Here is a 22,626-nt window from a genome sequence, read left to right as displayed (position 1 = left end):
GCCGCGCCGATACTGGGGGCATGACGACGGCTCCCGGCACCGTGCTGGTCGTGGAGGACGAGGTGAGCATCGCCGACGTCCTCGCGATCGCCCTGCGCTACCACCGCTTCGAGGTCATGACCGCGGGCACCGTCCGCGAGGCGCTCACCCTGGCCGAGCGCACCCGGCCCGACGCGGCGCTGCTCGACGTCATGCTCCCGGACGGCGACGGCCGGGCACTGGGCCGTGAACTGCGCGAGCGGCGGCCCGGCCTGGCGCTGGTCTTCCTCACCGCCCGCGACTCACCCGCGGAGATCGTCGGGGCCCTCGGCTTCGGCGACGACTACATCACCAAGCCGTTCAACATCGACGAGGTGGTCGCCCGGGTCACCGCGGTGCTGCGCCGCACCCGCCCCGCCGACGTCCTGCCGCAGCACCCGCCCCTTCGGTACGGCGACCTGGAACTGGACGAGACGACGTACTGCGTGCACCGCGCGGGCAGATCCGTCGAACTGACCCCGACCGAGTACGCGCTGCTGCGCTTCCTGGTGCGCAACGGCGGCCGGATCGTCCCCAAGGAGCAACTCCTGCGGCACGTCTGGCAGTACGAGCACGTGCCGTCCGAGTCGACCGTCGTGGAGACCTACATCAGCTATCTGCGGCGCAAGCTGGACACACTGGGACCGCCGGTGATCACCACCCGGCGCGGCGTGGGATACGGCCTGGCATGACGCGGCCCAGGTGGCGCCGCGCGCGCGGCCCGCGCTCGCTGCGGGGCAAGCTGACGATGGCGAACGTGCTGCTGCTGGCCCTCGGTGTGGTCGTGGCGACGTGTGTCAGCGTGGTGGGCATGCGGCTGTATCTGCTCGACGCCGTCGACCGGGAGCTGATGGTGTCCCGGGACTCGATCGGTGAGACTCCGCTGACCTTCGAGCAGGTCGACTCGCTGACCACGCTGTTCGCCCTGAGCGAAAAGATGGGACCCGGCGCCTCCGGCGCCCCGGCCGACTCCACCGTGCAGGGCTCGCTCTTCGTGGCCGTGGACCGTGACGGACAGGCCCGGACCATCGGCGGCCTCGCCCCGAGCGGCACCCAGCGCGCCCTGGCCGCCGCCGTGGACGACCCTGCGGCCCTCGCCGCCGACACCGAGCCGCACGACCTGCAGGTGCGCGGCGACCACTACCGCGTCACCGCCGGACAGCTCGCCGACGGCACGACCGTGCTGCTCGCCGCCTCGACCGAGCCCCTGCGGGAGGTCGTCGCCCGCGCCCTCAAGCTGGACATCGCCGCCGGCGTCCTGCTGCTGGCCATGCTGGCCTGGCTGACGATGTTCAGCGTGCGCCGCCGGACGCAGCCGCTGGAGGACATGGTCGAGACGTCCACGGCCATCGCCGAGGGCGACCTGACCCGGCGGGTGCCGTCCAGCCGCGAGCCCACCCTGGAGGTCGAGCAACTGCGGCTCGCCCTCAACTCCATGCTTCACCAGGTGGAGTCGGCGTACCGCACCCGCGAGCACAGCGCGGCCCAGTTGCGCCGCTTCGTCGCCGACGCCTCGCACGAACTGCGCACACCGCTGTCCGCGATACGCGGCTATCTCCAGCTGTACGACAAAGGCATGCTGCGCGACCCGGCCGACCGCAAGCGCGCCTGGGAGCGGGTGCTCACGGAGGCCGACCGCATGGGCCGCCTCGTCGACGAGCTCCTCACCCTCGCCCGCCTCGACCAGCAGCCCCAACTGCGGTTCCGCAACGTCGACGTGAGCCGCCTGGTGCGTGAGGCGGCCGAGGACCTGCGGGTGCAGCAGCCGGAGCGGCCGATGTCCGTCCACGCCGACGGCTCGGTGCTGGTGCACGCCGACGAGTCCGGGCTGCGCCAGATACTCGGGAACCTGCTGGCCAACGTACGCATCCACACGCCCGCCGACGTGCCGCTACGGCTCGCGGTGGAGCGGGCGGACGACGGAGCGGTGCGGCTGTGCGTCGCCGACGAGGGGCCCGGACTGGACGCCGAGGACGCGGCCCGGATCTTCGACCGCTTCTTCCGCGCGGGCGGCGGCGCGGGCAGCGGGCTGGGGATGGCGATCGTGCAGGGCGTGGTCCACGCCCACGGGGGCGAGGTGGGGGTGCGTACGGCGCCGGGTGAGGGGCTCTCGGTGACGGTGACACTGCCGCTGCGGGCGCCGGTTCCGGCGTAGGGGTGGGCGGGGCGGTGCGCTCGGCTGGCTCGGCTGCGCAGAGGCGCGGTGCCGGCGCGCTCAAGCGCTGGGCGGGGTACGGGGCGGTGCGCTCGGCGGGGGCGGGGAAGCGTGGTGCCGGGGGGCTGGGCCGGGGCGGCGTGCGTTCGTGCCTGCTGGGGCGTTGCGCGGCCTACCCGTCGGAGTGCACCAGTGCCCACACCGTCTTGCCGTGGCTGCCCCGGCTCCACACGCCCCAGGCCGTGGCGATGTGCTCCACCAGGTGCAGGCCCCGTCCCGCCTCCTGCGCGTCGTCGACCGGGCGGAGGCGGGGTACGCGGCTGCCCTCGTCGGAGACCTCTATGAGGCAGGAGCCGTCGGCGAGCGCGGTCACCGCGATCTCGAACTCGGCCTCCGTGCGTGGCCCGTGACGTACGGCGTTGGTGACGAGCTCGGACACCAGCAGTACGGCGTCGGCCAGCGCCGGGGTGCCTGAGCCCAGCCCCCAGTCGATCAGATGGTCCCGTACCCGGCGCCGGGCGAGACCGACGGAGGCCGGATGCCGGGGCAGCCGGAAGGCGTAGCGTCTCACCACGTTTGCTCCTCACCACGCGCACACCTGCGTCACATGGTGCTGGGTCCGAGGGCTGTCCGGCGTACCTTGGGCGGAACCGGCGGTTGTCAAGGCCGTGGGAACACGCCAGTTCGCGTCAGTGCGCGGGCGACGCCCTGCCGGCGCAGTCGGTGTTCATGGTGGAGCCGCTGCCCGCGGGCAGCGAACCGAAGGTGCTGCGGGCCGGGGTGGCCGGCGACCCGGCCGACGGTGTAAAGGGCACCTCGTGTCCCGGGCACCCCGGGCAGTTGCCGAAGAAGGACGCGGCAATCCGTGAGCGGACCGATCGCATCGGCGCCCTCCCGAAGGCCCACGTGCCGGCTCCCCATGGCGCGGCTCACTCCATCACGGGGCCTCTCGGCGAGGAAGGCGACTTCGCGGAGAGCAGGACGAACATGCCGGTCGGCTTCCTCCCGGGGGTTTCGCACGCTGTTCACGAGGAGACGGCTGCGCGGGAGTTCGCGGACACCTACGTCTGGGCCGACGCCAGCTCGATGACCGTGATGTCCGAGGGGGCACCCACGCGGGTGGGCGGCCCCCAGGCCCCCGCGCCCCGGCTGACGTACAACTGGGTGTCGCCGTAGCGCTCCAGGCCCGCGAGGGTCGGGTTCGCGGCCGCCGCGACGAGGCCGCCGGGCCAGAGCTGGCCGCCGTGGGTGTGACCGGAGAGCTGGAGGTCCACGTGGTGTTCGACGGCCTCGTGGATCTGGACCGGCTGGTGGGCGAGGAGCACGCACGCACGCGTGGTGTCACGATCGCCCAGCGCACTGGTGAAGTCGGGGCCCTGACCCTCGCTCTCGCCCGCGACGTCGTTGACGCCCGCCAGGTCGAACCAGGGCAGCTCCGTCCGCGCGTTCTCCAGCGGGCGCATGCCCAGCCGCCGCACCTGCTCGACCCACTGCCCGGCGCCGGAGAAGTACTCGTGGTTGCCGGTGACGAAGTAGGTGCCGTGCCGGGCGCGCAGTTGGGCCAGGGGCGCGGCGGCGGGACCCAGGTCCTGCACGCTGCCGTCGACCAGGTCACCGACGACCGCGATCAGGTCGGGCTGCGTGCCGTTGATCGTGTCGACCACCTTCTGGGCGAAGCCCCGGCCGAGGACCGGGCCCAGGTGGACATCGCTGACCACCGCGATCCGGAATCCGTGTGCCGCGCGCGGGAGCTTGGCCAGCGGGACGGTCACACGCTTCACCCCGGGGCCGTTGAGAACGCCGTAGGTGCCGGTGCCGACCGTGCCGGCGGCCACCGCGGCGGCGGCACCCGCGACGACCCGGGAGACGAACAGACGGCGGGAAGGCGCGGGGTGCCGCGGTTCGTCGGCCGGGGGCCGCGGTTCGTCGGCCGGGGGCCGCGGTTCGTCGGCCGGGGGCCGCGGTTCGTCGGCCGGGGGCCGCGGTTCGTCGGCGTGGGCGGGCGCCCCCGTCTCCGTCGCGGCGGCCTCCTGGGGCGGCTCGTCGGAGACGGTCCCCGTGGACGGCTGTTCGCTCACGGTCCCTGTGGACGGCCTGTCGCAGACGCCCCCCAGGGGCGGTGCTCCCGCCGGTATCGGCTCGGGCCACCGCTGCGGCCGCGTCACGCCGGCCGCGGCCGGCCCCCGCTGCCGCGCGTCCCGGCGCTCCAGGAAACGCAGCAGCAGCGGTCGTACGACCTCACCGGCGACGACGGCGAGCAGCAGATAGATCGACAGCGCGAGCCACAGGAAGCCCGGCCAGGCGAGGGTGCGCTGGAGCCAGAAGGGGGCGCCGGCGCGTTCGGCCACCAGAGCGGCGATCGCCAGCACCCAGCCTCCCGCGATCAGCACCGCACCGGCACGGCGCAGCGCGCCCGGACTCCGGGTCGTGTCGCGGAACAGGCGGCGCCACAGGTACCAGTTCGCCACGACGAGGACGCTCACCACGACGAGCAGGAAGACGATCACCATGCCGTTGTTCTCTCCTTGGCCGGGGTGCGGATCGCTATGACTTGCGGCGCAGAGCGCGTACTCCGCGCAACCCGATGACCCCGATGACCGTCCCCAATACGAGGGAGACGACGGCGAGCGTGAGATGCACCCAGAAGTACGCCGTCGGTCGGTCGTCCTCGAACGCCAGCCCGCTGCTGTCCTTGATCAGGTTGTTGACGAAAGTGACCCAGATGACCCAGCTCCACACCCCGAAGGCGAGCAGGAACCAGGAGATCGGGTGGCTGAGTTTCATGCGTTCAGTATCACCGCCGAGTGTCCGGTTCGTGCGCCGGGGTGGGGAGGGCGACGGGACTTCCGGGGACCGTACATGTACGTTCTCGGTCGTGCCCGCACCGAAGAAGACCGCCCGCGCACCACGGATGACCGCCCGTGCACCGCAGATGACCGCCAGGCGTTCCCTGCTGCTCGCTTCCGCGACCCTGTTGTCCGTTTCACTGACCGCGCCCGCCGCTTTCGCGGCGCCACGCCCCTCACCGAGTTCCTCACCCAGCCCGTCGGCCACTCCCCCGGCGAACATGTCGACCGTGGGCGGCACGCGACTGGGCCGTCCGGGTACGCAGGTGAACCTTGCCGACGGGGTTCCGGTGCTGCCCAAGGACGTCACCGCACGGTCCTGGATCATCGCCGACGCCGAGTCCGGCGAGGTGCTCGCCGCACACAACTCGCACTGGCGGCTGGCCCCCGCGAGCACCCTCAAGATGCTGTTCGCGGACACGCTGCTGCCGAAGTTCCCCAAGACCATGACCCGCAAGGTGGTCCCCGCGGACCTGGCGGGCATCGGCTCGGGTTCCAGCATGGTCGGGATAAAGGAGAACGAGACGTACACCGTCCACGACCTGTGGCTCGGTGTCTTCCTGCGCTCCGGCAACGACGCCGTGCACGTGCTGTCCGCGATGAACCAGGGCGTCGGCAACACGGTCAAGGAGATGAACCAGCACGCCGAGGAACTCCAGGCCCTCGACACGCACGTCGTCAGCCCCGACGGCTACGACGCCGCCGGCCAGGTCTCGTCCGCCTACGACCTGACACTGATCGCCCGCTCCGGGCTGCAGAAGAAGGACTTCCGCGAGTACTGCTCGACGGTGACCGCGAAGTTCCCGGGTCAGACGACGAAGAACAAGAAGGGCAGGCCGGTCCGCGAGACATTCGAGATCCAGAACACCAACCGCCTGCTGACCGGCGACTTCGGCCTCTCGCAGTACCAGGGCATCGCGGGCGTCAAGAACGGCAACACCACCAACGCCGGCGCCACCTTCACCGGCGTCGCCGAACGCGGCGGCAAGGTGCTGCTCGTGACCGTGATGAACCCTGAGAAGGACGAGCACAACGAGGTCTACAAGGAGACCGCACGACTGTTCGACTGGGGCTTCAAGGCGGCCGGGAAGGTGGAGCCGGTGGGTGAGCTGGTGCCGCCCAAGGGCGCGGCGGGAGCCCCCTCCGGCGCCACCCCCCCGGGCCAGGCGAACGCCGGTGAGGCGGGCGGCGGCTCGGGAACCGAGGGTGAGTCGGACAAGCCCGTGACGAGCGCGACCGCCGGCGAAGGCTCCACCGGCGTCGGGATCGCCTTCGCCGTCACGGCCGGCCTGCTGGCTCTGCTCGCGGGCGGCGCGTTCCTGGTGAACCGGCGGTGGCCACTGCGCCGGCGGTGATCCGAGAAGCGGGGACCGCTGCCTGAACGGGGATCCGAGGGCGACGGGACTGCGGTCCGGACGGCGATCCGAACGCCGCCAGGACTGCCGCCCGGACGGCGATCCGAACGCCGCCAGGACTGCCGCCCGGACGGCGATCCGAACGCCGCCAGGACTGCCGCCCGGACGGCGATCCGAGGGCCGCGGGGTCAGCCGCCCCGGCGGTGCGGCGCGCCCGGGAGTCGTGCTCGGTCCCGTTCCGCTGAGCCCCGGCTCCCCTCCCTCCCCCGGCCGCTCCCCTCATCCCCCGCTCGCCGCAGCCGCGCCCGTCATGCCGTCCGGGCCGATCCCGTCGGCCCCTTCGGCCTCCGCCCGTTCGGCCTCCTTGCTCGGCGTCGCGGTCCAGGCGGCGCAGAAGAGGACGAGCTTCGAGGTGAAGTTGATCCACAGCAGCAGGGCGACGGGGACGCCGAAGGCGCCGTACATGCTCTTCGCGGCCACACCCTGGACATAGCCGCTCAGCAGCAGCTTCAGCAGTTCGAACCCGACCGCGCCGACCAGCGCGCCCACGATCAGCCGCCGCCGGGACGGCTCGACGCCGGGGAGCAGCGTGAGGACGTAGAGCAGGAGCAGGAACGCGGCGAGCACGGCCACGGCGAACGCGGCGGTGCGCAGCAGCAGGGTCCCCCAGCCCTGCTCTTCGAGGCCCAGCCGGCGGGCGCCCCAGCCGACGGCGGCCGAGGCGACGGTGGACGCGGCGAGGGTGACGAGCAGCGCGCCGCCGAGCCCCAGGAGGACGCCCGCGTCCTTGACCTTGCGCAGGACGGGATTGTCCTCCTCGTCCGGCAGCTCCCACACCGCGCGCAGACAGTCGCGCATCGAGCCGACCCACCCGATGCCGGTGAACAGCAGCAGCGCTCCGGCGATGATCCCGATGGTGCCGGCGTTGTCCACCAGGGCGCCGATGTTCAGCTGGTCGGAGATGCCGGGGATCTGCTCGGCGATCTTGTCCTGGATCTCCTTCTGCTGTTCCGTGCTGAGCGTGGCGGCGGCGATCGCGGCGCCCACGGTGAGCAGCGGGAACAGTGCGACGAAGCTGGTGAACGTCATCGCGGCGGCCAGGCGTGTCCACTTCACCCGGTCCAGCCGCTCGAACGACCGCCACGCGTGCGTGGCCATCAGCCGGGTGGCCGCAGGGCCGATGAAGGGGAGCTTCTTCAGCCAGTCCATGATCCGAGCCTGCCCTCCGCCTCACCGCCGATACGGCCGACGCGGCCGCCGGTCTCCCCGGCCCGTGCCGGAACCACTTGTCCTAGTGCCCCGGAACCGCCGGAACGTGACCGGCACCGGCCTCCTGTCCGCATCGACATCCCGGAAATACCGCACGACGGGACGACATCCCATTAATCACCCATTCCGGGTAGTTACCGGATGTTTCGGAATCAATGCGACGCATAGGGCGTTACGGTCACCACCATGCCTGCCGACGCCGCCCCCGACGCGGCCTGCACCCCGGCCCGCATCCCTCGTGCCCCCAGCAGCCCGTCCTGTACACCGCCGGTGGTCCTCCCTCCGCACGGACGGTGTTCCTCCCTGTACGCGGCCGGTGGCCCCCCATGTCCCGCCCTGTGCACGGCCGGTGGCCCGCGCCGTGTCCCGCCCGGTACCCGGTCCGTGGCCGACGGCCCGCCCCGTATCCGGCCGCCGGCCCTCCCGGTATCCCGCCCTGTCACCCGGCCCGTGGCCCGGCCTGCGCCCCGCCCCATGGTCGGCCTTCGACCGGCCCATCGCGATGTGGGTCGGCCTCGCCCCGCCCGCCCCAAGCCCGTCCCTCCCCCAGGAGCTGTCATGAAGGACGCCTTCGGTCTGCCCCGGTCCCTCCTCGTCCTCGGCGGTACGTCCGAGATCGCGCTGGCCACCGCACGCCGTCTGGTCATGCGGCGCACGCGCACGGTGTGGCTGGCCGGACGCCCCTCGCCCGCCCTGGAGAAGGCGGCCGACGGTCTGCGCGCCCAAGGTGCGCGGGTGCACACCGTCGCCTTCGACGCGCTGGACCCCGGGTCCCACGAGACGGTGCTCGGCAAGGTCTTCGCCGAGGGCGACATCGACATGGTGCTGCTCGCGTTCGGGATCCTCGGCGACCAGGCGCACGACGAGCGCGAGCCGGTGAGCGCGGTACGTGTCGCGCAGACCAACTACACGGGAGCCGTCTCGGCGGGTCTGGTCGGCGCACGGGCGTTGCAGTCCCAGGGCCACGGCTCGCTGGTCGTCCTCTCCTCGGTCGCCGCCGAGCGCGCCTGCCGCTCGAACTTCATCTACGGCTCCAGCAAGGCCGGCCTCGACACGTTCGCCCAGGGTCTGGGTGACGCGCTGCACGGGACGGGCGTGCACGTCATGGTCGTACGCCCCGGATTCGTCCGCTCCCACAAGACCAGCGGCCTCGCGGAACCCCCTCTCGCCACCACCCCGGAAGCGGTCGCGACGGCCGTCGAACTGGGCCTGCGCCGCCGCTCGGAGACGGTGTGGGTACCGGGAGCGCTCCGCGTGGTGACGGCGGCCCTGCGCCACCTGCCGCGTCAGGTGTTCCGGCGTATCCCCCTCTAGCCACCGGACCGGCACGCCTCCGTCGGAGGCCGTCCGCAGGTCGTCGCCTGCCCCGGGAGAGCTAGCGGCTGGAGATGGTGCCCCGCTCCACATGCCCCGCCTGCGGAGGCACCACCGCGCCGCCGAACGCGAAGTCCCGCAGCTTGCGCCAGACGTCGTCGGCGCCCTGTTCGTAGAGGGCGAAGCCGGTGCAGGCCCACTCGGCCCGGTAGTCGGCGAGTTCCTCGAAGGCGCGGTCCATGGCCGCCTCGTCGATGCCGTGGGCGACGGTGACGTGCGGGTGGTAGGGGAACAGCAGTTCGCGTGCCATGGGACCCGAGGCGTCCCGGACCTGCTTCTGCAGCCACGTGCAGGCCTGGGCGCCGTCGACGACCCGCACGTACACGACGGGCGACACGGGCCGGAAGGTCCCGGTCCCGGACAGCCGCATCGCGAAGGGGCGCCCGGCGGTGGCGACCCCGGCGAGGTGCGCCTCGACGGCGGGCAGCCGCGAGTCGTCGATCTCCGTCGGCGGCAGCAGGGTGACATGCGTGGGGATGCCGTAAGCCGCGGCGTCGCCGAAGCCCGCGCGCCGCTGCTGGAGCAGGCTGCCGTGCGGCTCCGGGACCGCGATCGACACACCGATCGTTACGGTCCCCACGTCGTCTCCTGTCGTCGTGTCGGGTACGGGTCCCGGGCGGGCACAGGTGGCCGCGATCGCGGCCTTCCGGCTTCGACTGTACGGCTCCGGCCGTCTCCTGGGCAGGCGCAGCCGCAGTGATGTGCAGCGCTGTGCGGGGGTACGGGTGTACGGCCCGGGGTTGGGGGTGTACGGCCGGTTGTACGGGTGTACGGCCCGGCTCAGTGCTTGGCCGGCAGGAAGCCCACCCGGTCGTAGGCCTGTGCCAGGGTCTCCGCGGCGACGGCGCGCGCCTTCTCCGCGCCCTTGGCCAGGATCGAGTCCAGCGTCTCCGGGTCGTCGAGGTACTGGTTGGTCCGCTCCCGGAAGGGCGTCACGAACTCGACCATGACCTCGGCGAGATCCGTCTTGAGCGCACCGTAGCCCTTGCCCGCGTACTTCTCCTCCAGTTCCGCGATTCCCGCCCCGGTGAGGGTCGCGTAGATCGAGAGGAGGTTGCTGACGCCCGGCTTGGCCTCGGGGTCGAAACGGATCACGGTGTCCGTGTCGGTGACCGCGCTCTTGACCTTCTTCGCCGTGGACTTGGGCTCGTCGAGCAGGTTGATCAGGCCCTTCGGCGTGGACGCCGACTTGCTCATCTTGATCGTCGGGTCCTGAAGGTCGTAGATCTTGGCCGTCTCCTTGAGGATGTACGGCTTCGGGACCGTGAACGTCCGGCCGAAGCGGCCGTTGAAGCGCTCGGCGAGGTCACGGGTGAGCTCGATGTGCTGGCGCTGGTCCTCGCCGACCGGGACCTCGTTGGCCTGGTAGAGAAGGATGTCCGCGACCTGCAGGACCGGGTAGGTGAACAGGCCGACGGAGGCGCGGTCCGCGCCCTGCTTGGCGGACTTGTCCTTGAACTGGGTCATGCGGGAGGCCTCGCCGAATCCGGTGAGGCAGTTCATGACCCAGGCGAGCTGGGCGTGCTCGGGGACGTGGCTCTGGACGAACAGCGTGCAGCGCTCGGGGTCGAGTCCGGCCGCGAGCAGCTGGGCGGCGGCGAGCCGGGTGTTGGCGCGCAGGTCCGCCGGGTCCTGCGGCACCGTGATCGCGTGCAGGTCGACGACCATGTAGAACGCGTCGTGGGTCTCCTGCAGAGCCACCCACTGGCGGACGGCGCCGAGGTAGTTGCCGAGGTGGAACGAGCCTGCGGTGGGCTGGATTCCGGAGAGCACACGGGGTCGATCAGAGGCCATGCTCACCATTCTCTCAGAGCTCGGGGACCGCTCGGGGACCCCTCCGGCTCTGGTCGGGAGCTGACCCCGCACGGGTGGGAACCGAATCGCCTTCCGCGGTGCAACGAGAGTGCGGGGACGCGGGAGGGGGCCGCACCGTCGAGGAGGCCGCGGTGATCGCTCGCGTACGCGCCGGAGAGCCGGATACGTACCCGGAGCTGGTGCGGACCCGTATGACGAGGAGCACCGTGGGCACGGCGGCCCGCCCGTGCACGCTCGCCGGCCGCGAGGCGGCGTTCGCCGGGGCCGGGCCGCTGACAGCGGATGCGGCCGGCCCCGCGGTCGCGACGCCCGTGACGGCAGCCGACGTGGCTGTCGCTGGACGGGGTGCCCGTCGCCGCGGCGCGGCGCAGGCGTCAGCCGAGGTCGACCTCCGGGTAGAGGGGGAAGCCGGCCACGAGGTCGGTGGCGCGGTGGGAGATCTCGTCCGCCACCTTCGGGTCCAGCACGTGCTGGGCCTTGGAGGGCGCGCCCTTGCTGGTGGTGCCGGACTCGGTGCTGGTCAGCACGCGGTCGATGAGGCCGGCGACCTCGTCCATCTCGGCGGTGCCCAGGCCCCGGGTGGTCAGGGCGGGGGTGCCGACGCGGATGCCGGAGGTGTACCAGGCGCCGTTCGGGTCGGCCGGGATGGCGTTGCGGTTGGTGACGATGCCGGACTCGAGCAGGGCTGCCTCGGCCTGGCGGCCGGTGAGGCCGTAGGAGGAGGCGACGTCGATCAGGTTGAGGTGGTTGTCGGTGCCGCCGGTGACCAGGGTGGCGCCGCGCCGCGTCAGGCCCTCGGCGAGGGCGCGGGAGTTGTCGACGATGCGCTGGGCGTAGTCGCGGAAGGAAGGCTGACGGGCCTCGGCGAGAGCCACGGCCTTGGCGGCCATGACGTGCGGGAGCGGGCCGCCGAGGACCATCGGGCAGCCGCGGTCGACCTGGTCCTTGAGGGAGTCGTCGCACAGGACCATGCCGCCGCGCGGGCCGCGCAGCGACTTGTGGGTGGTGGTGGTGACGATCTGGGCGTGCGGGACCGGGTCGAAGTCCCCGGTGAGGACCTTGCCGGCGACGAGTCCGGCGAAGTGGGCCATGTCCACCATGAGCGTCGCGCCGACCTCGTCGGCGATCTCGCGCATGATCCGGAAGTTCACGAGCCGGGGGTAGGCGGAGTAGCCGGCGACGATGATCAGCGGCTTGAACTCGCGGGCCTGGGCGCGCAGGGCCTCGTAGTCGATCAGGCCCGTGGCCGGGTCCGTGCCGTAGGAGCGCTGGTCGAACATCTTGCCGGAGATGTTCGGGCGGAAGCCGTGGGTGAGGTGACCTCCCGCGTCCAGGGACATGCCGAGCATGCGCTGGTTGCCGAAGGCCCGGCGCAGTTCGGCCCAGTCGGCCTCGGAGAGGTCGTTGACCTGGCGGACGCCGGTCTTCTCCAGGAAGGGGGCCTCGACACGGTCGGCGAGGACGGCCCAGAAGGCGACGAGGTTGGCGTCGATGCCGGAGTGCGGCTGGACGTAGGCGTGGCGCGCGCCGAAGAGCTCGCGCGCGTGTTCCGCGGCCAGCGATTCGACGGTGTCGACGTTGCGGCAGCCGGCATAGAAGCGACGGCCGACGGTGCCCTCGGCGTACTTGTCGCTGAACCAGTTGCCCATCGTCAGCAGGGTGGCCGGCGAGGCGTAGTTCTCCGAGGCGATCAGCTTGAGCATCTCGCGCTGGTCGGCCACCTCCTGGCCGATCGCGTCGGCGATGCGCGGTTCGACGGCGCGGATCACATCGAGAGCGGAACGAAAGGCGGTGGACTCGGTGGAGAGGGGCTGCTCTGACATCTCGGCCTCCGGGCGGCGTGGCTTGCAGCGGTCACGGTTCACGGTTCGGCCCAGGCGCACGGCACTCGCTCACTGCTCAAGGCCGCTCCCCGATGGTCGGTCCCATCCCAGCGCGCCAGTCACGGCCCGCGATCAGCCTACCGGGCGCGCCGGAGGGTCCGGTTCCCCGGTCCACCATGCGAGCGACGATAAGAAGGGGGTTCAGCCTCATGTTCGGGAGTTGCCGTGACCGCTACGGAAAGCCACGTCGCCGAAGCCGAAGCGCACAGCGCGCACACGTATCACCCGCTGCCCGTGGTCGTGGCCACGGCCGACGGCGCGTGGATGACGGATGTGGAGGGCCGGCGCTATCTGGATCTGCTGGCCGGTTACTCCGCGCTCAACTTCGGGCACGGCAACCGGCGGTTGATCGAGGCGGCGAAGGCGCAGCTGGAACGGGTGACACTGACGTCGCGTGCCTTCCACCACGACCGGTTCGCGGCGTTCTGCGCGGAGCTCGCCTCCCTGTGCGGGATGGAGATGGTGCTGCCGATGAACACCGGCGCGGAGGCGGTGGAGACGGCGGTGAAGACCGCCCGCAAGTGGGGGTACCGGGTCAAGGGCGTGCCCGCGGAGATGGCGAAGATCGTGGTGGCGTCGGGCAACTTCCACGGCCGTACGACGACGATCATCAGCTTCTCCACCGACCCGGAGGCGCGGGCCGACTTCGGGCCGTACACGCCGGGCTTCGAGATCGTGCCGTACGGGGATCTGACCGCGATGCGGGCGGCGATGACGGAGAACACGGTCGCCGTGCTGCTGGAGCCGATCCAGGGCGAGTCGGGGGTGATCGTGCCGCCGGCCGGTTATCTCCCGGCGGTGCGGGAGCTGACCCGGGAGCGGAACGTGCTGTTCGTCGCGGACGAGATCCAGTCGGGGCTGGGCCGGACGGGGCGGACGTTCGCGTGCGAGCACGAGGGTGTGGTGCCGGACGTCTACGTGCTCGGGAAGGCGCTGGGCGGAGGGATCGTGCCGGTGTCGGCGGTGGTGTCGTCGGCGGAGGTGCTGGGCGTGTTCCGGCCCGGGGAGCACGGATCGACGTTCGGCGGGAGCCCGCTGGCCTGCGCCGTGGCGCTGGAGGTGATCGCGATGCTCCGCTCGGGCGAGTACCAGGCACGGGCCGCGGAGCTGGGCGCGCATCTGCACCGGGAGCTGGCGGCGCTGACCGGCACCGGACGGGTGTCGCAGGTGCGGGGACGTGGGCTGTGGGCGGGTGTGGACATCCATCCGAGGTTCGGCACCGGCCGGGAGGTGTCCGAGAAGCTGATGGACCGGGGTGTGCTCGTGAAGGACACGCACGGTTCGACGATCCGGCTCGCGCCGCCGCTGGTGATCAGCAAGGACGACCTGGACTGGGGGCTGGCCCAGCTGCGCGGGGTGCTCGGCGTGGAGGGTTCCGGCGCCGTGGGCTCCGGGCGCGACCGCGGCTAGGTGGGTGCGGCCTCGGCGCAGGCCGGGTCCGGAGGGTTCCAGGTGCGGGTCGATGCCCGGAGGCCGGCTCGACGCGACCGCACACGCGTTCGCCCCGCTGGACGGCAGCGGCCCCTCCCCCGCCGAGCTCGGCAGGAGAGGGGCCACGCGGATCACGTCCGGACCGGGACTCCAGCGCCGCGCCACCGAGGCACTGCGAGGCATCGCGGCCGGGCGCACCGAACGGCGGTGACGGTCACGACAGCCACTGCTTCCACGTGGACTCGTGGCTGTCCGCCCACCTCTTCGCCGCCTCCTCCGGCGTCAGCTTCTGCTCGGCGATCATCAGGGAGACCTCGTTCTGGTCCTCGGTCGTCCACTGGAACTTCTTCAGGAACGAGGCCGCCGCCCCGCCGTCCTTCGCGAAGTCCGCGTTCAGGTACTTCTGCAGGGGCGTGTGCGGATAGGCGCAGGCGACCTTCGCCGGATCGGCGTCGCAGCCCTCCTTGTACGCGGGCAGCTTCACCTCGGTCATCGGGACCCTCTTGAAGAGCCACTGCGGCGAGTACCAGTACGTCAGGAAGGGCTTCTTCTCCTTCGCGAACTGCTTGATCTGCGTGATCTGGGCGGCCTCCGAACCGGCGAAGACCACCTTGTAGTCCAGGTCCAGGTTCTTCACCAGCGCCTTGTCGTTGGTGACGTAGGACGGCGAGCCGTCCATCAGCTGGCCCTTGCCGCCGCTCTCCGGGGTACGGAACCGGTCGGCGTACTTGTTGAGGTTCTTCCAGTCGGTGACGTCCGGGTGCTGCTCGGCGAAATACGTCGGGACGTACCAGCCGATGTGCCCGGTGACCCCGAGGTCGCCGGCGTTCACGATCGTCTTCTTGTCCTTGACGTAGCGCTGCTCCTCCTCCGGGTGACCCCAGTCCTCCAGGAGCGCGTCGACGCGGCCCTGGCTGAGGGCGTCCCAGGCGGGGACCTCGTCGATCTGGACGGTGTCGACGCGATAGCCGAGCTCGCGTTCGAGCAGATACTTGGCGACGGCGACGTTCGCCTGTGCGCCCACCCAGGACTGCACGGACAGGGTCAGGCTCTTCGTACCCTGCGCGTTGGCGAAGGGGGAGGCCTGCCGGGTCATGTCGGCGGCACCGCAGCCGGTGGTCAGGGCGAGCAGCCCCGCCGCCGCGACGACGCTCGTACGCGTACGCATCTCAGGCTCCCTTCTTGGCACGGCGTTCCGTGGGCTGTGTCACCCGGTCGAGCATCAGGCCGAGGCACACGATCGCGCCGCCGGCCACCAGACCGGTCGCCAGATCGCCCTGTGCGAGGCCGAAGACGACGTCGTAGCCGAGGGCACCGCCGCCGACCAGGCCACCGATGATGACGACGGCGAGCACCAGCACGACCCCCTGGTTGACCGCCAGCAGCAGCGCCGGGCGGGCGAGCGGGAGCTGGACCTGGCGCAGCTGCTGTCCGCCGGTCGCGCCGAGCGAGCGGGCCGATTCCAGCGCGGCCGGATCGACCTGCCGCAGTCCCTGGGCGGTGATGCGGACGACGGCGGGCAGCGCGTAGACGACGGCCGCGGCCACCGCCGGTGCGCGGCCCACGCCGAACAGGGCGACGACCGGGATCAGGTACACGAACTGCGGCATCGTCTGGAAGACGTCCAGCACGGGCCGCAGGGCACGCTCGAAGCGCTCGCTGCGGGCTGCCGCGATACCGGTCGCGAAGCCCAGCACCAGGGTCACGGCGACCGCGGCGAGGACCTGGGAGAGGGTGTCGAGGGACGGCTCCCAGACGCCGAGCACGCCGATCGCGGCCATGGCGAGGACGGCGGTCAGCGCGGTGCGCCAGGTGCCGATCAGCCAGGCCAGGGCGGCGACGACGAGCAGCACCGACCACCAGGGCAGCCACTGCAGTCCGTCGCGCAGCGGGTCCAGCACCCAGGTGGTGAAGTGGCCGGCCCAGTCGGCGGTGCCGCCGAACACCGGCACCCCCGAATACAGGTGGTCGGTCATCCAGTCCACGGCGCGGTTGACCGGCTCGGCGATGTTCACGTTCCAGGTCGCGGGCCATTCGCCACGGCCGAGCAGGCCCGCGGCGACCGCCACCGCGACGGCCCCCGCCAGGAGGTAAGGCCCTGCGGCGCGCGGACCTTGACCGGTGCCGCCGCCCGCGGCCGCGGTGACGCGGTCCAGCACGACGGCCAGGAGCACGATCGGGATGCCCGCGGCGAGGGCGGCGCCGACGTCGACCGAGGCCAGCGCCTGGTAGACGCGGTCGCCGAGGCCGCCGGCGCCGATCACGGAGGCGATGACCGCCATGGACAGCGCCATCATGATCGTCTGGTTGAGGCCGAGCAGGAGTTCCTTGCGGGCCAGCGGGATGCGGGCGGTCAGCAGGCGCTGGCGCGAGGTCGCGCCGAGCGACTCGACCGCCTCCAGGACGCCCTTGTCGGCGCCGCGCAGGCCTAGGGCGGTGAGGCGGGCCATGGGCGGGGCGGCGTAGACGACGGTGGCGAGGACCGCGGCGGGGACACCGATGCCGAAGACCAGGACGACGGGGAGCAGGTACGCGAACGCCGGGAGCACCTGCATGGTGTCCAGCAGCGGCCGCAGCGCGCGGTCCATACGGTCGGACAGGCCGGCGGCGAGGCCGAGCAGGGCGCCGACGACGACGGACGCCAGCACCGCGACGACCATCAGGGCAAGGGTCTGCATGGTCGGCACCCACATGCCGAGCACGCCGCAGGTCAGGAACGCGGCGGCCGTGCCGAGCGCGAGCCGCACTCCCGCGACGCGCCAGGCCACGAGGGCGCCGAACGCGGTGACGCCCACCCAGCCGATCGCGAGCAGGCCGAGGTAGACGGCGCGTACGGACAGCACGACCGCGTTGCTGATGTGGCCGAAGAAGTACAGGAACAGGGGGTGGCTGTCCCGGTTGTCGATGATCCAGTCACTGACGCCGGTCAGCGGCCGGGTCAGGTCGACGGTGAGCGCGTCGGGCCAGCTCCCGCTCGCCCAGCGGGCGGCGGCCAGCGGTACCAGGACCGCGGCGGCCAGCGCCAGCAGGGCGAGCTTGGCGACGACGCGGTTCTTCAGCACGGCGGGCACGGTACGGGGAGCCGCGGCTGTGACGGTGGCCATCAAGCCACCTCCTTACGGGGCTCCGGGACCTTACGGGGCTCCGTGCCGGCCACCACCCCCAGCAGCCGCTCGTGGTCGACGACGCCCAGGCACCTGCCCTGCTCCACGACGCGCACCGGGCCGCCGCTGCGCGCGACCGCCTCGATGGCCTCGGAGACCGTCGCCGCCGGGGCCACCGCCGGGCCGGCCCCCGCCTCCTCCGCGGACGCGGGCCGCATGGCGGTGCGGACGGTCATGACCTGTTCGCGGGGCACGTCGCGGACGAACTCGCGCACGTAGTCGTCGGCCGGCGAGCCGACGATCTCCTCGGGGGTGCCGAGCTGGACGATCCGGCCGTCGCGCATCAGGGCGATCCGGTCACCGAGCTTGAGCGCCTCGCTCAGGTCGTGGGTGATGAAGACCATGGTGCGGCCCTCGTCGCGATGCAGCCGGACGACCTCCTCCTGCATCTCCCGCCGGATCAGCGGGTCGAGGGCGCTGAACGGCTCGTCGAAGAGCAGCACCTCCGGGTCGACGGCCAGCGCGCGCGCCAGGCCGACCCGCTGCTGCTGGCCGCCCGACAGCTGGCCGGGCCTGCGCTGCTCCATGCCCGCGAGGCCCACCTTGGCGACGACCTCCGCCGCCTTCTCCCGCCGCTCGGCCTTGCCCACGCCCTGGATCTCCAGGCCGTAGGCCACGTTGTCAAGGACGGTGCGGTGCGGGAGCAGGCCGAAGTGCTGGAAGACCATCGCGGCGCGGTGCCGGCGCAGTTCGCGCAGCCGGGCCTTGTCCATGGCGCGGACGTCCTCGCCGTCGATGGCGATGTTCCCGGCCGTCGGCTCGATCAGCCGGGTCAGACAGCGCACCAGGGTGGACTTGCCGGAGCCGGACAGGCCCATGACGACGAAGACCTCGCCCTTGCGCACGTCGAAGGAGACGTCCCGGACGGCGGCGGTGCAGCCGGTGCGGGCGCGCAGTTCGTCGGCGGGCAGGGCGGTCAGCTCCGGATCGCCGGGCACGCGGTCGGCCTTCGCGCCGAAGACCTTCCACAGCCCGTCCACCGAGAACACCGGGTCGCTGCCGGCGGCATTGCTCACAGTGGCGTTACTCATCACGCACCACCTCCGATCAGTTCAACGGCCCGTTCCCCGACCATCAGCACCCCGATCATCGGATTCACGGCGGTCATCGTCGGGAACACGGACGCGTCGGCGACCCGGACGCCCTCCAGGCCCCGGATCCTCAACTCGGGGTCCACCACGGCCAGTTCGTCGTCGGCGGCGCCCATCCGGCAGGTGCCCGCGGGGTGGTACACGGTGTGCGCGACCTTGCGGGCGTACTCGCTGAGCTCCTCGTCGCCCACGACCTGAGGGCCGGGGCACACCTCGCGCTTCAGCCAGCCGGCCAGCGGTTCGGTCTTCGCGATCTCGCGGGCGACGCGGATGCCGTCGACGAGGGTGCGGCCGTCGTAGTCGTCCTCGTCGGTGAAGTAGCGGAAGTCGAGCGCGGGCTTCTCGTCCGGGTCGGCGCTCGTCAGGTACAGCCGGCCCCGGCTCTTCGGCTTGGGGATGTTGGGGGTCATCGAGACGCCGTGCGCGGGGCGTTCGTAGCCCAGGCGCTCCGGGTTGTCCGTGAAGGGGATCTGGTAGAAGTGGAACATCAGGTCGGGGCCGGCGTGTTCGGGGTCCCGGCGCACGAACAGGCCGGCGTCGGAGTCCATCGCCGAGTTCTCCGGGATGGGTCCGTCGGTCTCCCAGACGATCACCGACTCGGGGTGGTCGAGGAGGTTCTCGCCGACGCCCGGCAGATCGTGCGCCACGGGTATGCCGAGCGCCTCCAGGTCGGCCTTCGGGCCGATGCCGGAGTGGAGCAGCAGCCGGGGCGAGTCGACAGCGCCCGCGCACAGCACGACCTCGTTGCGGGCGCGTACGAGGATCTCCTCGCCGTCCTTGGTGCGCACATGGACGCCTTCGGCGCGGGTGCCGTCCAGCTCCAGCCGGTACGCCCAGGTCTCCAGCATGACCGTCAGGTTGGGCCGCTCGTCCATCACCGGGTGGAGGTACGCCACCGAGGCCGAGGAACGCTTGTTGTTCTCGGGATGGTAGGCGAGGTCGAAGAACCCGGCGCCCTCGGTGAACGGCTTCTTGTTGAAGCCCTCCACGCGGGGGACGCCCAGCGCGGCCTGGGCGGCGTCGACGAAGTCGCGGGCGATGGCGTTGCGGTCCTTCTCGTCGACCGGGACGATGTTGTTCCGGAGCCGGGCGTAGTACGCCTCCATCTGCACCGCGCCCCAGCCCTGGGCGCCGGCCGCCTCCCACTCGTCCCAGTCGGACGGCAGCGGCTTGAAGGCGATGAGGGTGTTGTGGGACGAGCAGCCGCCGAGGACGCGGGCGCGGCTGTGCCGGATGTGGGAGTTGCCGCGCGGCTGTTCGGTGGTGGGGTAGTCGTAGTCGAGCTCGCCGCCGAGCAGGCCCATCCAGCGGCGCAGGGTGAGGACGTCGTCGCGGTCCACGTCACTCGGGCCGCCCTCGATGACGGCGACGGTGACGTCGGGGTTCTCGGTCAGACGGGAGGCGATGACGGAGCCGGCGGTCCCGCCGCCTATGACGACGTAGTCGTAGATATGGGTGTTCTCGGGCATGGGGTGGTACTCCGGTGTTCCGGTGGGGGGTGGGGACAGGGGCGGGCTCAGCCCGCGAACCAGCGCACCGGCTTCGGCGCCAGGTTCTGGTAGACGTGCTTGCTCTCGCGGTACTCGGCGAGCCCCGCGGGTCCGAGTTCGCGGCCGACGCCGCTCTTGCCGAAGCCGCCCCACTCCGCCTGCGGGAGGTAGGGGTGGAAGTCGTTGATCCAGACGGTGCCGTGCCGCAGCCGGCCCGCGACCCGGCGGGCCCGCCCCGCGTCGGCGGTCCACACGGCGCCGGCCAGCCCGTACTCGGTGTCGTTGGCGAGCGCGACGGCCTCGTCCTCGGTGCGGAAGGTCTCGACGGTCAGGACGGGTCCGAAGACCTCCTCGCGGACGACCTTCATCTCGCGGTGGCACTGGTCGAGCACCGTCGGCTCGTAGAAATAGCCGGTGGCGGGCCGGGACTCGGTGGGTTCCGGACGCTTGCCGCCGCAGCGCAGCACCGCGCCTTCCGTCAGCGCGGAGGCGACGTACGACTCCACCTTGGCGCGCTGCTGCTCGGAGACGAGAGGTCCGCACTCGACGCCGGAGCCGGTGCCACGGCCGAGGCGGATCTTCGTGGCGCGGTGGGCGAGTTCGGCGACGAACCGTTCCCTGACCGACTCCTCGATGATGAGGCGCGCGCCCGCGGAGCAGACCTGGCCGCTGTGGATGAAGGCCGCGTTGAGGGCCTGGTCGACGGCGGTGTCGAAGCCCTCGTCGGTGGCGCAGGCGTCGGCGAAGACGACGTTGGGGTTCTTGCCGCCGAGTTCGAGAGCGACCTTCTTGACGGTGGGCGCGGCGGCCGCGGCGACCTTGGTGCCGCTCACCAGGCCGCCGGTGAAGGAGACCAGGTCGACGTCGGGGTGCTCGGCGAGGCGGGCGCCGACCGTGTGGCCGGGGCCGGTGACGATGTTCGCGGCCCCGGCGGGCAGCCCGGCCTCGGCGAGCAGGCCGATCAGGGCGACGGTGGTCATCGGCGTGATCTCGCTCGGCTTGACCACGAAGGTGTTGCCGGCCGCGAGTGCGGGCGCGATCTTCCAGCTGGCCTGGAGCAGCGGGTAGTTCCAGGGCGTGATCAGCGCGCAGACGCCGACCGGCTCGTGCACGACGACGCTGTGGATGTCGGGCGAACCCGCGTCGACGATCCGGCCGGCGCCTTCGGCGGCCACCAGGTCGGCGAAGTAGCGGAATGCGTCGGCCACGCAGTCGATGTCGGCCCGGCCCTCCTCGGCGGTCTTGCCGGCGTCCCGGCTCTCCAGCAGGCCGAGTTCCTCCCGGTCGCGGACCAGCAGGTCGGCGACGCGGCGCAGCACCGCGGCGCGCTCGGCGACGGAGGTGCGGGGCCACTCGCCCTGCCCACCGTCGAAGGCGCGCCGCGCGGCCGCGACGGCCAGGTCCGTGTCCTTCTCGTCCCCCTCGGCGACCACGGCGAACGGCAGTGCGTCCACGGGGTCGAGGATCTCGCGCGTGGCACCGGAGACGGCGGCCCGCCATTCCCCCGCCACGTGGATCGTGTCGCGCGCCTGAGGCACCTGGTTTTCCGCTCTGTCCGACATGCTCGGTCTTGCCTTCCATTCCTGTCCAGGAGTGTGAGCGCCTGCCCGTACCCCTTTCAGGCATGCGCAATCGAGGGTCGAAAGTGTGCTGCCTCACTGATAATCCGGACAAAAGTCGGGAAATCCCTACGTCGGCTCCATGGACCTGCCCGGGTTCCTTTGACTAAAGTCAAAGGAATGCAGGCAGTGTCAGAGAACGTCGCGGCCTTCCGCCGCTTCAACCGCTACTTCACCCGCCGTATCGGCGCTCTGGACGACCACTACCTGGGCCAGAGCCGCCCCCTCGGCGAGGCCCGCCTGCTCTTCGAGATCGGCGACGGCGCCTCCCTGCGCGACCTGCGCGCCCGGCTCGGCCTCGACGCCGGCTATCTCAGCCGGATGGCGAAGGCGCTGCACACACAGGGCATGGTCCGGCTGAGCGTGCATCCCGGCGACAGCCGGCTGCGCATGATCGAACTCACCCCGGCCGGACGTGCGGAGGTCGAGGAGCAGAACCGCCGGTCCGACGCCCTGGTCTCCGGCCTGCTCGACGGGCTCACCCCGGCCCAGCGCGCCCGCCTCACCGAGGCCATGACCACCACGGAACGTCTGCTGCGCCTGGCCGGCATCACCGTCGAACGCGTCGACGGCGCCTCCCTGGACGCCCGTGCCGCCCTCTGCGCCTACGCCGCCGAACTGGACGAACGGTTCCCCGAGGGTTTCGACGCCGATGATCTCGTACGCCCGGAAGAGGTGTCCGGCGACCAGGGCGCCTTCTTCGTGGCGTACGAGGACGCCCGCCCCGTCGGCTGCGGCGGGCTGCGCCGGCTCGCGCCCGGCGTCGGCGAGATCAAGCACGTGTGGGTGCACAGGGACGCCCGGCGTCTGGGGCTCGCCCGCAGGATCCTGGCGGAGCTGGAACGCGAGGCGGGCGCCCGCGGCTTCGGCGCGGTACGGCTGGACACCCACTCCGTGCTCACCGAGGCACGGACGATGTACCGGGCGTCCGGCTACACCGAGATCCCGGCGTACGCCGAGCACGTCTACGCCGGTCACTGGTTCGAGAAGCGGCTCCGGCGGACCGGCTGACCTCGGGCGAGGCCTCCGCGTCCCGCGCCGCCGCCGAGCGCAACCGTCCGACTCGGCGTACGCGGCGGGAAAGCGACGACCCCCGGTCCGTGGCGGCGGACCGGG

The 22,626-nt window shown here is 72.0% G+C and carries 19 protein-coding genes and 1 riboswitch; of the genes, 7 read left to right on the top strand and 12 right to left on the bottom strand.

Annotated features, from left to right (window positions below):
• Positions 1 to 20: 20 nt before the first annotated feature.
• Both ACGF8A_RS11190 and ACGF8A_RS11185 read left to right on the top strand, forming a co-directional pair.
• Positions 21 to 710, top strand: a complete 690-nt coding sequence (locus ACGF8A_RS11190; protein ID WP_393106562.1) for a response regulator transcription factor — start codon at positions 21 to 23, stop codon at positions 708 to 710.
• Complete coding sequence (locus ACGF8A_RS11185; protein ID WP_393106560.1) at positions 707 to 2,173, top strand: sensor histidine kinase; 1,467 nt, start codon at positions 707 to 709, stop codon at positions 2,171 to 2,173. Before ACGF8A_RS11190 ends, ACGF8A_RS11185 begins: the two co-directional genes overlap by 4 nt.
• Before the next feature lie 172 nt (positions 2,174 to 2,345).
• On the opposite strand, the gene ACGF8A_RS11180 is transcribed toward ACGF8A_RS11185, so the two are convergent.
• The 3 genes from ACGF8A_RS11180 to ACGF8A_RS11170 all read right to left on the bottom strand — a co-directional run bounded on the left by ACGF8A_RS11180 (position 2,346) and on the right by ACGF8A_RS11170 (position 4,957).
• On the bottom strand, positions 2,346 to 2,747 hold the full coding sequence (locus tag ACGF8A_RS11180) for an ATP-binding protein (protein WP_393106558.1): 402 nt from the start codon (positions 2,745 to 2,747) through the stop codon (positions 2,346 to 2,348).
• Between the two features lie 487 nt (positions 2,748 to 3,234).
• The gene (locus tag ACGF8A_RS11175) at positions 3,235 to 4,683 is read right to left on the bottom strand and encodes a metallophosphoesterase (RefSeq protein WP_393106556.1); all 1,449 of its coding nucleotides are present in this window, start codon (positions 4,681 to 4,683) and stop codon (positions 3,235 to 3,237) included.
• Between the two features lie 34 nt (positions 4,684 to 4,717).
• Positions 4,718 to 4,957, bottom strand: a complete 240-nt coding sequence (locus ACGF8A_RS11170) for an SCO4848 family membrane protein (protein ID WP_393106554.1) — start codon at positions 4,955 to 4,957, stop codon at positions 4,718 to 4,720.
• A 148-nt stretch (positions 4,958 to 5,105) separates the two neighbouring features.
• On the opposite strand from ACGF8A_RS11170, the gene ACGF8A_RS11165 reads away from it, so the two are divergent.
• Positions 5,106 to 6,374, top strand: coding sequence for a D-alanyl-D-alanine carboxypeptidase family protein (locus tag ACGF8A_RS11165; protein WP_393106730.1), 1,269 nt, complete (start codon positions 5,106 to 5,108; stop codon positions 6,372 to 6,374).
• A 279-nt stretch (positions 6,375 to 6,653) separates the two neighbouring features.
• Here the strand turns inward: ACGF8A_RS11165 and ACGF8A_RS11160 are convergent, their stop codons facing one another.
• Positions 6,654 to 7,583, bottom strand: coding sequence for a YihY/virulence factor BrkB family protein (locus ACGF8A_RS11160; protein ID WP_393106552.1), 930 nt, complete (start codon positions 7,581 to 7,583; stop codon positions 6,654 to 6,656).
• A gap of 618 nt (positions 7,584 to 8,201) precedes the next feature.
• On the opposite strand from ACGF8A_RS11160, the gene ACGF8A_RS11155 reads away from it, so the two are divergent.
• A complete protein-coding gene (locus ACGF8A_RS11155; protein WP_393106550.1) occupies positions 8,202 to 8,957 on the top strand; it encodes a decaprenylphospho-beta-D-erythro-pentofuranosid-2-ulose 2-reductase in 756 nt (251 codons plus the stop codon).
• 61 nt (positions 8,958 to 9,018) lie between these two features.
• Here the strand turns inward: ACGF8A_RS11155 and ACGF8A_RS11150 are convergent, their stop codons facing one another.
• The 3 genes from ACGF8A_RS11150 to ACGF8A_RS11140 all read right to left on the bottom strand — a co-directional run bounded on the left by ACGF8A_RS11150 (position 9,019) and on the right by ACGF8A_RS11140 (position 12,655).
• Positions 9,019 to 9,597, bottom strand: a complete 579-nt coding sequence (locus ACGF8A_RS11150) for a 2'-5' RNA ligase family protein (protein WP_393106548.1) — start codon at positions 9,595 to 9,597, stop codon at positions 9,019 to 9,021.
• Between the two features lie 200 nt (positions 9,598 to 9,797).
• Positions 9,798 to 10,811, bottom strand: coding sequence for a tryptophan--tRNA ligase (gene trpS / locus ACGF8A_RS11145; protein ID WP_393106546.1), 1,014 nt, complete (start codon positions 10,809 to 10,811; stop codon positions 9,798 to 9,800).
• A 395-nt stretch (positions 10,812 to 11,206) separates the two neighbouring features.
• On the bottom strand, positions 11,207 to 12,655 hold the full coding sequence (locus ACGF8A_RS11140; protein ID WP_393106544.1) for a glycine hydroxymethyltransferase: 1,449 nt from the start codon (positions 12,653 to 12,655) through the stop codon (positions 11,207 to 11,209).
• Positions 12,656 to 12,696: 41 nt separating this feature from the next.
• A riboswitch (ZMP/ZTP riboswitch) is annotated at positions 12,697 to 12,788 on the bottom strand.
• A gap of 92 nt (positions 12,789 to 12,880) precedes the next feature.
• On the opposite strand from ACGF8A_RS11140, the gene rocD reads away from it, so the two are divergent.
• Positions 12,881 to 14,125, top strand: a complete 1,245-nt coding sequence (gene rocD / locus ACGF8A_RS11135) for an ornithine--oxo-acid transaminase (protein WP_393106542.1) — start codon at positions 12,881 to 12,883, stop codon at positions 14,123 to 14,125.
• 52 nt (positions 14,126 to 14,177) lie between these two features.
• Positions 14,178 to 14,357, top strand: coding sequence for a hypothetical protein (locus ACGF8A_RS11130; protein WP_393106540.1), 180 nt, complete (start codon positions 14,178 to 14,180; stop codon positions 14,355 to 14,357).
• A 3-nt stretch (positions 14,358 to 14,360) separates the two neighbouring features.
• Here the strand turns inward: ACGF8A_RS11130 and ACGF8A_RS11125 are convergent, their stop codons facing one another.
• From ACGF8A_RS11125 to ACGF8A_RS11105, 5 genes are read right to left on the bottom strand one after another with little or no spacing between them, the layout of a single operon-like run.
• Entirely contained in the window at positions 14,361 to 15,314 is a 954-nt protein-coding gene (locus ACGF8A_RS11125) for an ABC transporter substrate-binding protein (RefSeq protein ID WP_393106538.1), read from the bottom strand.
• 1 nt (position 15,315) lies between these two features.
• Positions 15,316 to 17,250: an ABC transporter permease gene (locus ACGF8A_RS11120; RefSeq protein WP_393106536.1), complete on the bottom strand. Its 1,935-nt coding sequence runs from the start codon at positions 17,248 to 17,250 to the stop codon at positions 15,316 to 15,318.
• Positions 17,250 to 18,341, bottom strand: a complete 1,092-nt coding sequence (locus ACGF8A_RS11115; protein WP_393106534.1) for a glycine betaine/L-proline ABC transporter ATP-binding protein — start codon at positions 18,339 to 18,341, stop codon at positions 17,250 to 17,252. The genes ACGF8A_RS11120 and ACGF8A_RS11115 overlap by 1 nt, the downstream gene beginning before the upstream one ends.
• The gene (locus tag ACGF8A_RS11110; RefSeq protein WP_393106532.1) at positions 18,341 to 19,870 is read right to left on the bottom strand and encodes a GMC family oxidoreductase; all 1,530 of its coding nucleotides are present in this window, start codon (positions 19,868 to 19,870) and stop codon (positions 18,341 to 18,343) included. The genes ACGF8A_RS11115 and ACGF8A_RS11110 overlap by 1 nt, the downstream gene beginning before the upstream one ends.
• A gap of 47 nt (positions 19,871 to 19,917) precedes the next feature.
• Positions 19,918 to 21,453, bottom strand: coding sequence for an aldehyde dehydrogenase family protein (locus ACGF8A_RS11105; RefSeq protein WP_393106530.1), 1,536 nt, complete (start codon positions 21,451 to 21,453; stop codon positions 19,918 to 19,920).
• Positions 21,454 to 21,639: 186 nt separating this feature from the next.
• On the opposite strand from ACGF8A_RS11105, the gene ACGF8A_RS11100 reads away from it, so the two are divergent.
• Positions 21,640 to 22,521: a GNAT family N-acetyltransferase gene (locus ACGF8A_RS11100; RefSeq protein WP_393106528.1), complete on the top strand. Its 882-nt coding sequence runs from the start codon at positions 21,640 to 21,642 to the stop codon at positions 22,519 to 22,521.
• Positions 22,522 to 22,626 lie beyond the last annotated feature (105 nt).

It is taken from the genome of Streptomyces sp. NPDC047706 (assembly GCF_043204795.1).
Taxonomy (GTDB): domain Bacteria; phylum Actinomycetota; class Actinomycetes; order Streptomycetales; family Streptomycetaceae; genus Streptomyces.
Note: the sequence above shows the minus strand (reverse complement) of the source record. Positions and strands in the feature narration are given on the sequence as shown.

Excerpts from the sequence above, each read along its gene's own strand:
- ACGF8A_RS11125 (WP_393106538.1), bottom strand. The coding sequence starts at position 15,314 with ATGCGTACGCGTACGAGCGTCGTCGCGGCGGCGGGGCTGCTCGCCCTG.
- ACGF8A_RS11175 (WP_393106556.1), bottom strand. The coding sequence starts at position 4,683 with ATGGTGATCGTCTTCCTGCTCGTCGTGGTGAGCGTCCTCGTCGTGGCG.
- ACGF8A_RS11185 (WP_393106560.1), top strand. The coding sequence starts at position 707 with ATGACGCGGCCCAGGTGGCGCCGCGCGCGCGGCCCGCGCTCGCTGCGG.
- ACGF8A_RS11190 (WP_393106562.1), top strand. The coding sequence starts at position 21 with ATGACGACGGCTCCCGGCACCGTGCTGGTCGTGGAGGACGAGGTGAGC.
- ACGF8A_RS11165 (WP_393106730.1), top strand. The coding sequence starts at position 5,106 with ATGACCGCCAGGCGTTCCCTGCTGCTCGCTTCCGCGACCCTGTTGTCC.
- ACGF8A_RS11130 (WP_393106540.1), top strand. The coding sequence starts at position 14,178 with ATGCCCGGAGGCCGGCTCGACGCGACCGCACACGCGTTCGCCCCGCTG.
- ACGF8A_RS11160 (WP_393106552.1), bottom strand. The coding sequence starts at position 7,583 with ATGGACTGGCTGAAGAAGCTCCCCTTCATCGGCCCTGCGGCCACCCGG.
- ACGF8A_RS11120 (WP_393106536.1), bottom strand. The coding sequence starts at position 17,250 with ATGGCCACCGTCACAGCCGCGGCTCCCCGTACCGTGCCCGCCGTGCTG.
- ACGF8A_RS11140 (WP_393106544.1), bottom strand. The coding sequence starts at position 12,655 with ATGTCAGAGCAGCCCCTCTCCACCGAGTCCACCGCCTTTCGTTCCGCT.
- trpS (WP_393106546.1), bottom strand. The coding sequence starts at position 10,811 with ATGGCCTCTGATCGACCCCGTGTGCTCTCCGGAATCCAGCCCACCGCA.
- ACGF8A_RS11115 (WP_393106534.1), bottom strand. The coding sequence starts at position 18,341 with ATGAGTAACGCCACTGTGAGCAATGCCGCCGGCAGCGACCCGGTGTTC.
- ACGF8A_RS11105 (WP_393106530.1), bottom strand. The coding sequence starts at position 21,453 with ATGTCGGACAGAGCGGAAAACCAGGTGCCTCAGGCGCGCGACACGATC.
- ACGF8A_RS11155 (WP_393106550.1), top strand. The coding sequence starts at position 8,202 with ATGAAGGACGCCTTCGGTCTGCCCCGGTCCCTCCTCGTCCTCGGCGGT.
- ACGF8A_RS11170 (WP_393106554.1), bottom strand. The coding sequence starts at position 4,957 with ATGAAACTCAGCCACCCGATCTCCTGGTTCCTGCTCGCCTTCGGGGTG.
- ACGF8A_RS11110 (WP_393106532.1), bottom strand. The coding sequence starts at position 19,870 with ATGCCCGAGAACACCCATATCTACGACTACGTCGTCATAGGCGGCGGG.